The organism is Candidatus Blochmannia sp. SNP, from assembly GCF_036549215.1.
Lineage (GTDB): Bacteria > Pseudomonadota > Gammaproteobacteria > Enterobacterales > Enterobacteriaceae > Blochmanniella.
The window spans coordinates 196,312-211,272 of the sequence record NZ_CP144371.1 but is presented as its reverse complement, the minus strand read 5'-3'; the positions used below and the strand labels follow the sequence as shown (position 1 = coordinate 211,272).

General features: G+C 29.6%; 10 protein-coding genes and 4 tRNA genes. 2 read left to right on the top strand and 12 right to left on the bottom strand.

From position 1 onward, the window contains the following. Window positions 1-382: 382 nt before the first annotated feature. The 3 genes from VOI34_RS00895 to dapF form a co-directional block, all read right to left on the bottom strand. The gene (locus VOI34_RS00895; RefSeq protein ID WP_331828580.1) at window positions 383-2,332 is read right to left on the bottom strand and encodes a UvrD-helicase domain-containing protein; all 1,950 of its coding nucleotides are present in this window, start codon (window positions 2,330-2,332) and stop codon (window positions 383-385) included. Window positions 2,333-2,396: 64 nt separating this feature from the next. Next, window positions 2,397-3,122: a 5-amino-6-(5-phospho-D-ribitylamino)uracil phosphatase YigB gene (gene yigB / locus VOI34_RS00890; RefSeq protein WP_331828579.1), complete on the bottom strand. Its 726-nt coding sequence runs from the start codon at window positions 3,120-3,122 to the stop codon at window positions 2,397-2,399. Between the two features lie 190 nt (window positions 3,123-3,312). After that, the gene (gene dapF / locus VOI34_RS00885) at window positions 3,313-4,137 is read right to left on the bottom strand and encodes a diaminopimelate epimerase (protein ID WP_331828578.1); all 825 of its coding nucleotides are present in this window, start codon (window positions 4,135-4,137) and stop codon (window positions 3,313-3,315) included. 730 nt (window positions 4,138-4,867) lie between these two features. On the opposite strand from dapF, the gene hemC reads away from it, so the two are divergent. Beyond that, entirely contained in the window at window positions 4,868-5,770 is a 903-nt protein-coding gene (hemC, locus tag VOI34_RS00880) for a hydroxymethylbilane synthase (protein ID WP_331828709.1), read from the top strand. A gap of 47 nt (window positions 5,771-5,817) precedes the next feature. Next, a complete protein-coding gene (hemD, locus tag VOI34_RS00875; RefSeq protein WP_331828577.1) occupies window positions 5,818-6,567 on the top strand; it encodes a uroporphyrinogen-III synthase in 750 nt (249 codons plus the stop codon). Window positions 6,568-6,691: 124 nt separating this feature from the next. Here the strand turns inward: hemD and VOI34_RS00870 are convergent. The 9 genes from VOI34_RS00870 to ilvD form a co-directional block, all read right to left on the bottom strand. Further along, a tRNA-Pro gene (locus VOI34_RS00870) sits at window positions 6,692-6,765 on the bottom strand. Window positions 6,766-6,896: 131 nt separating this feature from the next. Next, window positions 6,897-6,982 (bottom strand) — tRNA-Leu (locus VOI34_RS00865). Window positions 6,983-7,015: 33 nt separating this feature from the next. Next, a tRNA-His gene (locus VOI34_RS00860) sits at window positions 7,016-7,088 on the bottom strand. 44 nt (window positions 7,089-7,132) lie between these two features. Beyond that, window positions 7,133-7,206 (bottom strand) — tRNA-Arg (locus tag VOI34_RS00855). Between the two features lie 505 nt (window positions 7,207-7,711). Continuing rightward, window positions 7,712-8,971, bottom strand: coding sequence for a transcription termination factor Rho (gene rho / locus VOI34_RS00850; RefSeq protein ID WP_331828576.1), 1,260 nt, complete (start codon window positions 8,969-8,971; stop codon window positions 7,712-7,714). A gap of 462 nt (window positions 8,972-9,433) precedes the next feature. Further along, the gene (gene trxA / locus VOI34_RS00845; protein WP_331828575.1) at window positions 9,434-9,769 is read right to left on the bottom strand and encodes a thioredoxin; all 336 of its coding nucleotides are present in this window, start codon (window positions 9,767-9,769) and stop codon (window positions 9,434-9,436) included. 239 nt (window positions 9,770-10,008) lie between these two features. Continuing rightward, window positions 10,009-11,490: a ketol-acid reductoisomerase gene (ilvC, locus tag VOI34_RS00840; protein ID WP_331828574.1), complete on the bottom strand. Its 1,482-nt coding sequence runs from the start codon at window positions 11,488-11,490 to the stop codon at window positions 10,009-10,011. Between the two features lie 58 nt (window positions 11,491-11,548). After that, a complete protein-coding gene (gene ilvA / locus VOI34_RS00835) occupies window positions 11,549-13,099 on the bottom strand; it encodes a threonine ammonia-lyase, biosynthetic (protein ID WP_331828573.1) in 1,551 nt (516 codons plus the stop codon). Between the two features lie 8 nt (window positions 13,100-13,107). Beyond that, window positions 13,108-14,958, bottom strand: coding sequence for a dihydroxy-acid dehydratase (ilvD, locus tag VOI34_RS00830; protein ID WP_331828572.1), 1,851 nt, complete (start codon window positions 14,956-14,958; stop codon window positions 13,108-13,110). Between the last annotated feature and the right edge of the window lie 3 nt (window positions 14,959-14,961).

The following is a 14,961-nucleotide window of genomic DNA, read 5'->3' as shown; positions in this document are numbered from 1 at the left end:
CATATTATATAATAGAATAGTTACAAAAACTGTTGTTTGGGTATTAAGTATCAAATATCTATAACGATTCAAATAGCTTGTAGGAACTTATTTATTTGATTACAAATATTATTATCATGATAGTTAATTAAATATTCAGTAAATATTTTCATTGTGAAAGTATTATAAATCTAATTCACATAAATTATATGCGTGTATGATTATTCTTAAGTATAAAAGATTACTAATATTTCTAATTTTCAACGAAAGTAAAATAATATAGATACGTTTATGTATTATATAATATTCTAATAGAATTAGGATATTAACTTTCAGAAAATTTAATATAATAAATAGAAATATAAATTTATAAAATAGTAGCACGTATTTTCGATAAGAAATATTAAGACACTTCTAAACAATCTATTGGTAATTCATTAACAAATCTGGAGGGCGATTGAATTATTATTTCTTTTCCATAGACATTACGAGTTTCTGAGTAACTAATTGTTAATTTATGCATAGCACGTGTAATGCCAACATAAATTAATCTGCGCTCTTCTTCTAACAGTTCTTTATTAGTTAAAGCAATATAATTTGGGCAAATCCCTTCTTCTAGTCCTATAATAAATACTTGAGAAAATTCTAATCCTTTTGAAGCGTGTAGCGTCATTAATTGAACTGCATCTGCATGTGAATTAGATAAATTTTCTTCAAATTCTAAAGAAATATATGATAAAAATTGTTGTAACGGAGATATATTTTTTGTTGATTCTAAAACAATATTATGTTGTTTGCTCATTATAATTAGCTCTTGAATATTGTGTATATGTTCATGATACGTTGGTATCGATGTGTTTTTTTCATATATACTCCATAATCCGACTTTCTTAATAATATAATAGATTTGTTCGTGTAAAGGTAATGTGGTTAAAATTTGTTTTTTTAATGAATCTATCAGCATAATAAATTTTTTTAGAGCAATAGCAGGTTTTCCTTTAATAATCTTTGTGTCTAAAATGAATAAGCTACTTTCCCATAGACTTAGGCAATTTAAATTAGCGTATTTATTTATAATTTCTAAAGTACGTGGCCCAATCCCTCTATTAGGTGTATTAATTATTCGTACATAAGCAATATTATTATTTTGATTAGTAATAAATTTTAAATAAGCTATGATGTCTTTAATTTCTTTACGTTCAAAAAACTTTATTTCTCCATATATTTTATGCGGTACATTTTTTTTTAATAGAATTTCTTCCAATAATCGAGATTGAAAATTATTTCGATATAATATAGCGCACTCGTTGAGTAAACCATGGTTTTTTTTCCAATTTATTAGATTGTTTGTTACAAATAAAGCTTCATCTGTTTCGTTAAGAGCACAATAAACAGAAATTGCATCTCCTTGATTTTCGCGTGTCCATAATTTTTTTTTTAGGCGTGTGTTATTTTTACAAATAAGAGCGTTAGCAGCTTTTAAAATATTATTAGTAGAACGGTAATTTTGTTCTAATGTAATAACTCGTACATGTTTAAAATCCTCTAAAAATCTTTGAAAATTTTTTATTTCTGCTCCTCTCCAACCATAAATAGATTGATCATCATCCCCAACAATCATTAAGTTATTTTTTTTTCCTGATAATAGACATAACCAATCATATTGTATTTTATTAGTATCTTGGAATTCATCTACTAAAATATTAATGAATCGTTTTTGATAATAATGTAAAATATTTGGATAATTTAAACATAGCGTATATGCGCGTTTTAATAATTCATTAAAATCTACTAATCCAGAACGATGACATATATCACGATAAGATCGATAAAGCTGTATCCATGTCATTTTTACTGAATGATTATCGATATTATTATTTTGAGTGTTTGAAATTTTATTCTTTTCTGTATTAATGTAGTGTATAGCTTGATGTACACTGTATTTATTTTCATTTAAATTCAGTGAACGTATTAGTTGTTTTACAAGTCGAATTTGATCATTCTTATCAAGAATTTGAAAATCTTTTGGTAAATTTGCATTTATATAATGAGTGCGTAGCAAATAATTTGCTAACCCATGAAAAGTACTAATCCATATATCGCTTTTTTTTTGAACACCAATTAGAGATTGAACACGATTACGCATTACTAAAGCAGATTTATTTGTAAAAGTGACTGCCATTATTGACCATGGTGTGTATTTTTTAACTAGTTGCAGCCAAGCAATACGATTTACCAATACCCGAGTTTTTCCACTTCCGGCTCCAGATAATACCAATATATTTTTATCATTAGAAGTTACTGCTTCTTTTTGTTTATCATTGAGTTGGCTAAGAATACTAGAAATATTCATAAAATATTGAAATATATATTTATAATGATTATTATAAAATATATTGTTGATATGATTAAATATCTTATAATAAGTATGTTAATGACATTAATTTTGAGATTTTCAAATGTGGTGATAATTTTGTATTTTTTGAATAAAATTGATCTGTCTTATTTGTGTTGTATTGATTGATCCAACAGGCTTGCATTCCAGAGTGGATAGCTCCTTTCACATCTGTTTGCAAGTCATCCCCTACATGTAAAACATTTTTACAAGGTAATCCAAAATGTTTTGAAGCTAAATAATACATATCTGTGTATGGTTTAGCGCGACCATTAATTCCAGCGCGTAGTATATATTGGAAATATGGTTGTAACCCACAAGTAATAGGATTTGCATTACCATTAGTAATCGCAATTAATGGCCACTTAGCATTTAATGCAGATAACGTTTTATGAGTACTGAGAGGTATATTAATTTTATTGCGCCAATGTATAATGATTTCCATAGCGGAATCAGCACCTGCTTGTGCTTCATTTTTATTCAATCCTGCCTGAAGCAAAGTTATCTTTAAAGATTTCCAACGCCAATAATTTACATTATGATAAATGTCTGGTTCTGAAATTTTGAGTATTTTTCGTGCTCGGCAATAGTCGGTTTTTTGTATTTTAGATAATGCAGGATGATATTGTTGTAAAAATGATACTGCTCTTGTTTCAGCTTGATTTATGACTGAATAATTATTATATAATGTATTATCTAAATCTAAAGTTATAGCATGAACAGGGCGTAACATACGATAAAAATACATAAATTATACCTTTAATATAAATTACAGTATTAATTGATGAAGTATTTATATTTTCATCAATTAATAATTATATATATTTAAAAATTAAATGTTAAGTAAAATTTAAGTATTAAAAACCTAGTATATATTGGATAAACGAAATTTTCAAGATATTTTTGTAAAAAACATAATTTTATATAGAATTTTGAGTTTATAAATCAATATAACCATCATATACATATGATGTTGATCCGGTCATGTATAATGGATTTCCTATGCCTTTCCAATTTATAGACAAAGTACCTCCAGGTAATATTACTTCTACTGTTTCACATAATAACTTTTGCTGAATACCTATAGCTACAGCTGCACAGGCTGCAGTTCCACAGGCTTGAGTTTCTCCTACACCTCGCTCATATACTCGTAATCGAATATGATTACGATCAATAATCTGCATAAAGCTTACATTTGCTTGTTCTGGAAAACAATGATGATTTTTTAATGTTGATCCTAATGAATTAACTTGGATAGTTTCTATTTTTTCAACTAGAACGACACAATGAGGATTACCCATAGATACTATACCACACAATATTATTTCTGTAGGTAAAAATAAAATATAAGTTTTTTGATATTGTGCTGTATAAAATGGGACAAGTTTTGGATCAAATATCGGCGGACCCATATTGACAGATATATGACTGTCATCCATTATAGATAGAGCCATATGATGAGTACGAGTGCTAATATGAATATTCCGTTTTTTAGTTAATTTTTTTAAGTAAACAAATTGTGCAAAACAACGAACGCCGTTTCCGCATTGATTGACTTCTGTTCCATCTGCATTATAAATTCTGCAATGAAAATCTATTTTTGGATCATAAGGGGGTTCTACTATTAGTAACTGATCAAATCCAATGCCATAATATCGATTCGACAGGTATTTTATATTTTTAGAAGTAAGATGTATATTTTGTGTTATAGCATCTATAATGACAAAATCATTACCTAATCCATTCATTTTTGAAAATCTCATACTTACCTCATATAATATCAAAAAATAAAGTTCGATATGTATCGCTAACTTTTTAAAACAAGTTTATTAAACTAAATTATTAATGTATTTCTATAATAGTGAATATATTAAATATTTTAATTCTCATTTAATGAGAATTAAAATATTTAATTATATCTTAATAATTGATAAAAATATATGTTTATTAAAAACATTACGATTAATTTATAAAATACGGTGTTTATTTTAAATAGAGTGTCTTTTTAAGTTTGTAAAATAAGATTAATAATATTTTAAATAATTAATTTTATTTTTTAAATTAATGGCAATAGTACCAATATATATATATTGATAATTAATATATTAAAAATTTTTAAATTTTATTATAATACCTTAGTTGACAACTAAGGTATTATAATCTAAATAAGTAAGTTAGTTTTGTACTAAATAATATTTAATAATATCATGGTATTTTTTATGATAAATATTTATAAAAAGAAATATGAATATAAAATTTAAAATGTAAATATAGTAATATTGAAATATTTCAGACAGTAATTTAAAGGAAGAATTTTTTATATAATTAATTATATTAATCCTTTTAATTAATCTATATTAAAATGTTAAGATTATATAGAATTAACATTTAAGGTCAGTATATTATTTATTTTGTTATTTAATTTTTAAAATAATTAGAAATATATTAATTAATTAAAGGATTATATGTTTTATTTTTAGCATAATTAAAATGATGAATACTAGAATTTTAAGAATTGCTACTCGAAAAAGTCGACTAGCTATTTGTCAATCTCAATATGTTTGTAATGAATTAAAGCGTTATCATCCAACTATACAAATAAAGCTGATACCTATTGTAACAACGGGAGATAAATTTTTAAATACTGTTTCAAAGAATAAAATTAAAAAAGGTGCATTTATTAAAGAATTAGAATGTGCATTAGTAGATTTTCGTGCTGATATTGCTGTTCATTCTATGAAAGATATTACGGTACCTTTACCAGATGAGTTAATTCTTCCAATTCTATGTAAAAGAAATGATCCGCGTGATGCTTTTGTTAGTTTAAAATACTCTAATATAGATACGTTACCTGTTGGCAGTATAATAGGTACATCAAGTTTACGTAGACAATGTCAAATACGCGCTCAACGTCCAGATTTAATAATAAATAACTTACGAGGTAATATAGATACTAGATTAAAAAAATTACAGTATGATCAATATGATGCAATCATTTTAGCTGCAGCTGGATTGAATCGATTAAAATTAAGTGAATATATTCGTGCTTATATCGATCCATCCGATTTATTACCAGCTATGGGTCAGGGTACTATAGCTATAGAATGTCGTTTGGGTGATACTGATATTTTACCCTTGTTATCGCCTTTATATCACCGGGAAACTTCATTACGTATTAAAGCAGAGCGCGCTGTCACTACTTATTTAGAAAGTTATTGTCAATTACCAATTGCTAGTTATGCTGAAATTGAAGGAGATAGAATATGGTTGCGTGCACTTATTGGATTACCTGATGGTAGTAAAATTATTCGTACTGAAGGGCGAGCACCTTTAGATCAAGCAGAAAACCTAGGATGCATTCTTGCTGAAGATTTATTAATTCAATTTACAAAGTAATATATTTTACGATAAATATATATCAATAAAATTTAGTGTAATTAAGTATGAGCATTTTAATTACTCGACCATCTCCATATGGAGAGAAATTAGTAAATAAATTACTTTCTATTGGTAAATACGCACATCATTTACCATTAATTTATTTTTCCACGGGGAAAACACTGTCTTTTTTGGAACAACGATTAAATCTACTTTCTGCAGGAGATTTATTATGTATTGTATCTCAGAATGCAATTAAGTATGCTCATAACCAGTTACTTAGTATAGGAATATCTTGGCCTACTAAATTAGTATATTATTCCATTGGTCGTGCGACTAGCATAAAGATGTATAAATTATCAGGAATTACTTCAAAATATCCTAAAGATAAAGAAACAAGTGAAAATTTATTACAATTACCTGAATTGATTTATAGTTATGGGAAACGTGTTCTTATTTTGAGAGGTAATAATGGACGTACCGTTTTGGACGATACTCTTAAGAAGAGAGGCGCGTTGGTGTTATCTTGTGAATGTTATCGTAGACAATTGTTGCAGTATAATGGAGAGGAGCAATCATATAAGTTGTTAGAATTGAATATTAAAACGGTAGTAGTTACTTCTGGAGAAATACTAAAACAGTTATATTATTTAATTCCTAAATTTTATCGCACATCTTGGTTAATACGATGTAGGCTTATAGTGGTAAGTTTGCGTTTAGCTAAATTAGCTAAAATTTTGGGTTGGACAGATATTATTATAGCACGTTCGGCAAACAATGATGTACTAGTCCATGTTTTAGTTAAAAATTCCTAATCTTTATGGTATAGAGGATATTAAATTTATATTAAAATAAGTCAGCTTTGATTAAAAAAATATAAATTTTAGGAAATACAACAGTAGAAATATTTTAAAATTATTATGATGTAGTTTACGAGAATCGGCGAGAGAGGATTTGAACCTCCGACTTCCTGGTCCCAAACCAGGAGCGCTACCAAGCTGCGCCACTCGCCGATAATTTATAAAATTTCTTTCTCTGTGTAGGGGTGGTTTTGTGCATTTTGTATCTGTATTATATCTATTAACATCTAAGTCTAATAATTAATTAACTGATATTTATTGTGCATAATATGATAATTCTTTTTTGCGAAGGAAGGGGTTTGAACCCTCACGTCTTTGTAAAGACACTAACTCCTGAAGCTAGTGCGTCTGCCAATTCCGCCACCTTCGCTTAGTGTTGGTTTTGTTTTATTTTTTAAATATGGGTGATTGATGGGATTCGAACCCACGACTGCTGGAACCACAATCCAGAGCTCTACCGACTGAGCTACAATCACCACAGATTAATCTTAATTTTTTCATAAAATTCTTAATAAATCAATGCGTCCGACAGGATTTGAACCTGAAACCTTTGTCTTCGGAGGACAATACTCTATCCAATTGAGTTACGGACGCATTGATTCAGCGTATCGTATATATTTAATTCATTTTTTATGCCGAAGGAGATAAATTTAATTAATCGTGTGTAGTTATTTTATACAAGAACATAAAAATCTACTTTATAGGTTTTATATGTTTCTTTAAAAATTATCTATGCAATATAATTATATATTATTTAAAAATTTTAATAAGATAAAGCAAAGAATATAAAAATATCCTATATCTCTATATTAGAACATAAATTAATTAAATTACTATTTATGCATGAATATATTCTTAAAATTTAATGTATGTTGTTTTATGCTGTTTTAAATATTTTTTTAAAATAAGTGATTGCATAAAATTCATGTATATAACAATATTATATTCATAGTATAGTACATAATATAAAAAGTGCAAACAGCTCCTCTTAAATAAGTTTTATAATGAAATTTGGTTAAAACAGATTAACATAAAAATACTGTAGGTAATTATTTCTTAAAACGCATTTTAATATTTAATTCATAATTATTATAATAAATCAACATCGTTTCATCATATCAAAAAACTCATCATTAGTTTTTGTCATAGATAGTTTATTCATCATAAATTCCATTGCGTCAATTTCGCTCATTGGATGAATAATTTTACGCAAAATCCATATTTTTTGTAGCTCATCTTGAGTAGTTAACAATTCTTCTTTTCTAGTTCCAGATCGATTATAATCAATCGCTGGGAAAACACGTTTTTCAGCTATTTTTCTTGATAGATGTAGCTCCATATTTCCAGTTCCCTTAAATTCTTCGTAAATTACTTCATCCATTTTTGACCCAGTATCAATTAAAGCAGTAGCTATAATAGTTAAACTTCCTCCTTCTTCCATATTACGAGCAGCTCCAAAAAACCGTTTTGGGCGATGTAAAGCGTTAGCATCGACTCCTCCTGTTAACACTTTTCCAGATGAAGGTACAATAGTATTATAGGCTCTAGCTAATCGCGTGATGGAATCTAATAAAATTATGACATCTTTTTTATGTTCCACTAATCGTTTAGCTTTTTCAATTACCATTTCAGACACTTGTACATGACGAGAAGCTGGTTCGTCAAAAGTAGATGCAATTACTTCTCCATGAACTAAGCGTTGCATTTCAGTAACTTCTTCTGGGCGTTCATCTATCAAAAGTACTATCAGTACACAGTCTGGATAGTTGTGACTAATACTTTGTGCAATATTTTGTAAAAGTATGGTTTTTCCAGCTTTAGGAGGCGCTACGATTAAACCTCGTTGACCACGTCCAATTGGTGACGCTAAATCTAATACTCTTGCAGTTAGATCTTCCGTAGAACCGTTCCCTCGCTCCATACGTAATCGTGAATTGGCATGTAATGGGGTGAGATTTTCAAATAAAATTTTATTACGGGCATTTTCAGGTTTATCATAATTTACATCACTTACTTTAAGTAATGCAAAATAACGTTCACCTTCTTTTGGAGGTCTAATTTTTCCAGAAATAGTATCTCCAGTACGTAAGTTAAAACGACGAATTTGGCTAGGAGATACATAAATATCATCTGGACCTGCAAGATAGGAGCTATCACTAGACCTAAGAAACCCAAAACCATCTTGTAAGATCTCTAATACGCCATCCCCAAAAATATCTTCTCCAGTTTTAGCATGTTGTTTAAAAATAGCAAAAATAATGTCTTGCTTACGCATGCGTGCTAAATTTTCTAGACCCATACCTTCTCCCAGGTGTACTAACTCAGAAACTGGTATGTTTTTTAATTTTGTAAGATTCATAGTTATGGATTCTTAAATTGGAGGTATACAATACCGTTGGTATTAAAGAGATATGGTTTATTGTACAACACAATATAATAATTATTTCCTTTATAGTATGAGTATGACAGCACTTGATTATATACCACCTCTAAATACCATAAAGAATAGGTATATAATCAAAAAACATTACTTCTCTTATTATCGGATTTTCATAGAGAAATAGATTTATAAAAATTCACCAGTAATTTCATAACTATATTAGAAAATATGTCTACATTTAATCTATCTTGTTTACGTTATACAATCATTATTATTACTATTACAATGACTACTGTGTTCTTAATCGTTGCTAATAAATCATACATTTATGATTTATTACAAAACAATAGGTTGTTATTCTACTATAATCTTAAAGAAACGTCTACTAACATATAAGATAAATTTGTAAAAATTACAAGTATTAAATAATAAGTATGAAACCTATATATATGTTTTTAAAAATTCTTGTAATTTTTGTTTAGATAATAATCCTATTTTAGTAGATAATACTGTTCCATGACGAATTAATAATAACGTTGGAATACTTCTAATGCCATAGTTTTTAGTAGTGATTGGATTTTCATCTATATTTAATTTTGCTATTTTTAGTTTATCATGAAATTCTATAGCTATGTCTTCTAAAATAGGTATCATTGCTTTACAGGGATTACACCATTCAGCCCAAAAATCAATTAAAAATGGCGTACTTTCTTGATTGATAGAGTTTAATACCTTTTCTTTAAAATTAGAATCTGTCAAATTTACTATATGATTCATTTATTCTCCTTATAACCTGTTTTTATTAATTATAATATACATATAATGATAATAATAATTATTTATTTTAGTATATATCTTAAATTAATTAGTGTTTGCTATCATTTACATAATTGGTCATTTAATATTAATTTCTATTACTTTTATTTAAAATATTTATTGTATTTAGATTATCGGCTATATGATCCTTCGTGATAACAAGATAACTTGAAATTACCGTATGATTACAGTTTGGATTTCTAATTATTAATAAACGATAAATTTTTCATGTTTTGCATATGACTTCTTAATTTAATTCCAACTTTTTCTATTGCATGATTTCTAATCATTGCATTAGTATTACGTAAAATAATATTATCTATTTTAGTTTCTTCGGGCGATATACCTAAATCTCCTTTTTTTAAATTAGGTATTATAGTTTTTTTTAATAAAGGCACTACTGCGTTGCAAAACAAATAATTACCATATTCTGCAGTGTCGGAAATTACCGTATTCATTTCATATAATTTTTTTCGAGCTATAGTATTTGCAATTAAAGGTAATTCATGTAATGACTCATAGTATGCTGATTCTGGAGCTATACCAGCTTTTATCATTGTGTCAAAAGATAGTTCTACTCCTGCTTTTATTATGGCTACCATTAATATTCCATGATCAAAATATGTTTGATCCAAAATCTCTTGTTGATAGTTTGGCGCTTGTTCTAATGGAAGTTGACTGGTTTTTTTTCTCCAAATAAGTAATTTAGAATCATTATTTTTCCAATCTGATATCATCTCCTCAGAAAATGCTCCATTAAGTATATTTTCCATATGTCTTTCAAAAATTGGTTTCAATATATTTTTTAGTTTTTCAGATAATGTAAAAGCACGTATTTTAGCAATGTTAGATAATCGATCCATCATTAATGTGATGCCTCCGTGTTTTAATGCTTCAGTTATGACTTCCCAACCATATTGAATAAATTTTCCTGAGTATCCAGCATCAATACCATTATTAATCATGTAGTCAAAACAAAGAATTGATCCTGCTTGCAACATTCCACATAAAATGGTTTGTTCTCCCATAAGATCTGATTTAACTTCTGCTACAAATGAAGATTCTAATACCCCAGCACGGTGGCTACCAAGTGCGAATGCCCAGGATTTTGCCAATTCCATACCTATATTATATGCGTTGTTTTCTTTATGTACGGCAATTAAGGTAGGCACCCCAAATCCTCGTTGATACTCTTGACGAACCTCTGTACCAGGACATTTTGGAGCGACCATTATGACAGTGATATCTTGACGAATTTTTTCTCCAACCTCTACAATATGAAATCCATGTGAATAGCCTAATACAGATCTATGTTTCATTAAAGGTTCTATTTTTTTTACTACTGCTGTGTGGTTTTTATCTGGAGTTAAGTTAATAATAATATCTGATGTTGGAATAATTTCTTCATAAGTTCCTATAGTAAATCCGTGCTGTGTCGCTCTTGACCACGATTCTTGTTTATTAATAATAGATTCTCGACGCAAGGCGTATGAAATATTTATACCTGAGTCTCTCATATTCAAACCTTGATTTAACCCTTGAGATCCACAACCTATTATAGCTATTTTTTTAGATAATAAGGCTTGAATTCCTTTAGAAAATTCGTTGTGACCCATAAATCGGCATTTTTTTAAATGTTTTAATTTTTGTATAAAAGTTAATGTATTAAAATAATTAGCCATAAAATACCTTTTTAAGTAATGTTAAAATAATTTAATAATTTTTTGTAAAAATAATTTTTTAATTTAAAAATACCTCAAACACTGGATTAGCTGTGACATCATGCCATTCGTATCCTAATTTAGATAGGTATTGTTCAAATTCTTTTTCTTCTTTTTGGTTAGATAATTCAAATCCAGCCAGAACACGCCCGTAATCAGTACCATGATTTCTATAATGAAACAGAGAAATATTCCAATTCGCGCCTAAAGTATAAAGAAATTTTAATAATGCTCCCGGAGCTTCTGGAAATTCGAAACTGAAAATTCGTTCCTGTAAAGACTGGAATACACGCGCCCCTACCATATATCTAACATGTAATTTTGCCATTTCGTCATCAGATAGATCTATGACTTGAAAACCATTAGCGAGTATTTCTTGTATTATTATTTTTCTTTCAGCATGTCCATTTTTTAAACGTATACCAATGAAGATACAAACTTTTTTGGATCCATTATAACGATAATTAAATTCTGTTACTGATCTGTTTCCTAATATTTTATAGAATTCTAAAAAACTACCTTTTTTTTCTGGAATAGTAATTGCCATCAATGCTTCTCGTTGCTCTCCTAGTTCGCAACGTTCTGAAATATAACGTAATTCATGAAAATTTATATTAGCACCTGAAAGAACATGAGCTAATCTTTCGCCCCGTATTGCATATTGTTGAATATATTTCTTCATTCCAGCCAATGCTAAAGCACCTGAAGGTTCAGCTATAGCGCGTACGTCTTCAAATAAATCTTTTATCGCGGCACAAATCGCATCATTATCTACTGTAATTACATCATCTAAATATTTTTTACATAAACGAAATGTTTCATTTCCAATGCATCGTACAGCTACTCCTTCTGCAAATAAACCTACTTTATGTAACCATACTGGCATTCCAGCAGATAATGCAGCGCATAAAGAAGCGGATTCTGCTGATTCAACCCCTATAACTTTTATTTGGGGCATAAGATGTTTAATTAAAACAGAAATACCTGCAGCTAACCCACCTCCTCCTACTGGAACAAAAATACGATCTAAATGAGCATCTTGTTGTAGTAATTCCATCGCCAATGTTCCTTGACCTGCTATAACCGTTGGGTGGTCGAATGGAGGAATGAAAGTTAATTGATGTTTATTAGCTAGAGATATAGCTTTAATGTTAGCTTCATCAAAATTAGCTCCACATAATAATGGTTTTCCACCAAAATTACGTACTGCGTCTATCTTTATATCTGCAGTGTTTGTAGGCATTACAATTAAAGATGTTATACCAAGATGAGTAGCAGAAAAAGCTACTCCCTGAGCATGATTACCTGCTGATGCTGTAACAACTCCAGAAGATTTTTGTGCTTCATTGAGACTTGAAATCATGGCATAAGCGCCACGTAGCTTAAAGCTATGTACTGGTTGTCTGTCTTCACGTTTTACTAATACTATATTTTCGAAACGTTGGGATAATTTGCTCATAATCTGTAATGGTGTTATTTGCGCTACTTCATACACATGAGAACTCAAAGCAGCTCGTAGATATTCTGCGGGGCAGGGCGCATTAGGAAGAAAATAATTAATTTTTTTCATTTATAATATTATCCCAACAACTTAGATTTATCACGAACAGCACCCTTGTCCGCACTTGTTACTAAATGGGCATATGCTTTTAAAGAAGTAGATATATTTCTATTTCTGTTGGTTGGAGTCCATGCTTTGGTGCCTCGAGCGATTTCTAATTCATATCTTGTTTTTAGTACATATTCAGACACTTCTAAGATAATACTACGCGCACTGATATCAATACTAATTATATCTCCGTCATATACTAAGCCGATTAATCCCTTATTAGCTGCTTCTGGAGATATATGTCCAATAGACAAACCAGATGTTCCACCTGAAAATCTACCATCTGTAATTAAAGCACAGCATAAATCCAAACTCATAGATTTAAGAAAAGATGTTGGATATAGCATTTCTTGCATACCTGGCCCTCCTTTTGGGCCTTCATATCGAATTACAATTATATCTCCAGGATGCACATTTCCTGTTAGAATTGATTGAACAGCATCTTCTTGGCTTTCATAGACTTTAGCTGGGCCATAGAATTTTTGAAGGTTTATATGTACTCCAGCTGTTTTTACAAGACAACCATCTATAGCAAGATTGCCATATAATACCGCTAAACCGCCATCTTGGCTATAAGCATGCTTGCGATTACGAATACAACCAGAGCAACGATCTATATCTAATGAAGCCCATCTGTTTGTCTGGGTAAATGCTTGTGTAGTACGTACTCCGCCTGGAGCTGCAGCGTACATATTTTTTGAATCAATATTGTCGCAGGAAACAATATCATACTTTAATAATGTTTCTGATAAAGATTGATTTAATATATTTCGTGTATTTCTATGTAATAGACCACAACGATTTAATTCACCAAGTATACCCATTACTCCCCCAGCTCGATGAAAATCTTCCATATGATATTGTTGAGTATTTGGAGCTACTGTACACAGATGTGGTACTTTTCGAGATAATCTATCAATATCTGCCATAGTAAAATCTATTTCTCCTTCTTGTGCGGCTGCAAGTAAGTGCAATACAGTATTGGTGGATCCACCCATTGCAATGTCTAACATCATTGCATTTTCAAAAGAAGATTTATTAGCTATATTACGAGGCAAAACAGAATAATTATTTTCTTCATAATAAGATTTTGCTAAGTGGACAATATATTTACCAGCATTTAAAAATAATTTTTTTCGATCAGAATGAGTAGCTAACAATGACCCATTTCCTGGTTGAGCTAATCCTAGCGCTTCTGTTAAACAATTCATAGAATTTGCAGTGAACATTCCTGAGCAAGATCCACATGTAGGACATGCTTCTTCTTCGATGTTTTGTTGGTCAATATTAGAAATATTAGGATTTGCGGCAGAAGTTATTGCATCAATTAAATTAAGTTTAATATCTTTATTAGATAGAGTGATTGTGCCAGATTCCATTGGACCACCTGATATAAAGATGGTTGGAATATTTAAGCGCAATGCTGCCATTAACATTCCAGGTGTTATTTTATCGCAATTAGAAATACACACCATAGCATCGACACAATGGGCATTGATCATGTATTCTACTGAATCAGCAATAAGATCCCTAGATGGTAAAGAATATAGCATGCCACTATGGCCCATGGCAATTCCATCATCTATTGCAATAGTATTAAACTCTTTTGCAACCCCTCCGTTAATATTAATTTGTTCAGAAACTAATGTCCCTGCATTTCGTAAATGCACGTGACCAGGAACAAATTGGGTAAATGAATTAACTACAGCAATAATCATTTTATCAAAATCTTCGGTGGTCATGCCTGTAGCGCGCCATAATGCTCGAGCACCAGCCATATTACGACCATGTGTAGTAGTAGTAGAGCGATATTGAGGCATATA

Bases quoted from the DNA above. Each gene is read 5' to 3' on its own strand.
- ilvA (WP_331828573.1), bottom strand. From the start codon at position 13,099: ATGAAAAAAATTAATTATTTTCTTCCTAATGCGCCCTGCCCCGCAGAA.
- hemD (WP_331828577.1), top strand. From the start codon at position 5,818: ATGAGCATTTTAATTACTCGACCATCTCCATATGGAGAGAAATTAGTA.
- hemC (WP_331828709.1), top strand. From the start codon at position 4,868: ATGAATACTAGAATTTTAAGAATTGCTACTCGAAAAAGTCGACTAGCT.
- ilvD (WP_331828572.1), bottom strand. From the start codon at position 14,958: ATGCCTCAATATCGCTCTACTACTACTACACATGGTCGTAATATGGCT.
- ilvC (WP_331828574.1), bottom strand. From the start codon at position 11,490: ATGGCTAATTATTTTAATACATTAACTTTTATACAAAAATTAAAACAT.
- trxA (WP_331828575.1), bottom strand. From the start codon at position 9,769: ATGAATCATATAGTAAATTTGACAGATTCTAATTTTAAAGAAAAGGTA.
- yigB (WP_331828579.1), bottom strand. From the start codon at position 3,122: ATGTATTTTTATCGTATGTTACGCCCTGTTCATGCTATAACTTTAGAT.
- VOI34_RS00895 (WP_331828580.1), bottom strand. From the start codon at position 2,332: ATGAATATTTCTAGTATTCTTAGCCAACTCAATGATAAACAAAAAGAA.
- dapF (WP_331828578.1), bottom strand. From the start codon at position 4,137: ATGAGATTTTCAAAAATGAATGGATTAGGTAATGATTTTGTCATTATA.
- rho (WP_331828576.1), bottom strand. From the start codon at position 8,971: ATGAATCTTACAAAATTAAAAAACATACCAGTTTCTGAGTTAGTACAC.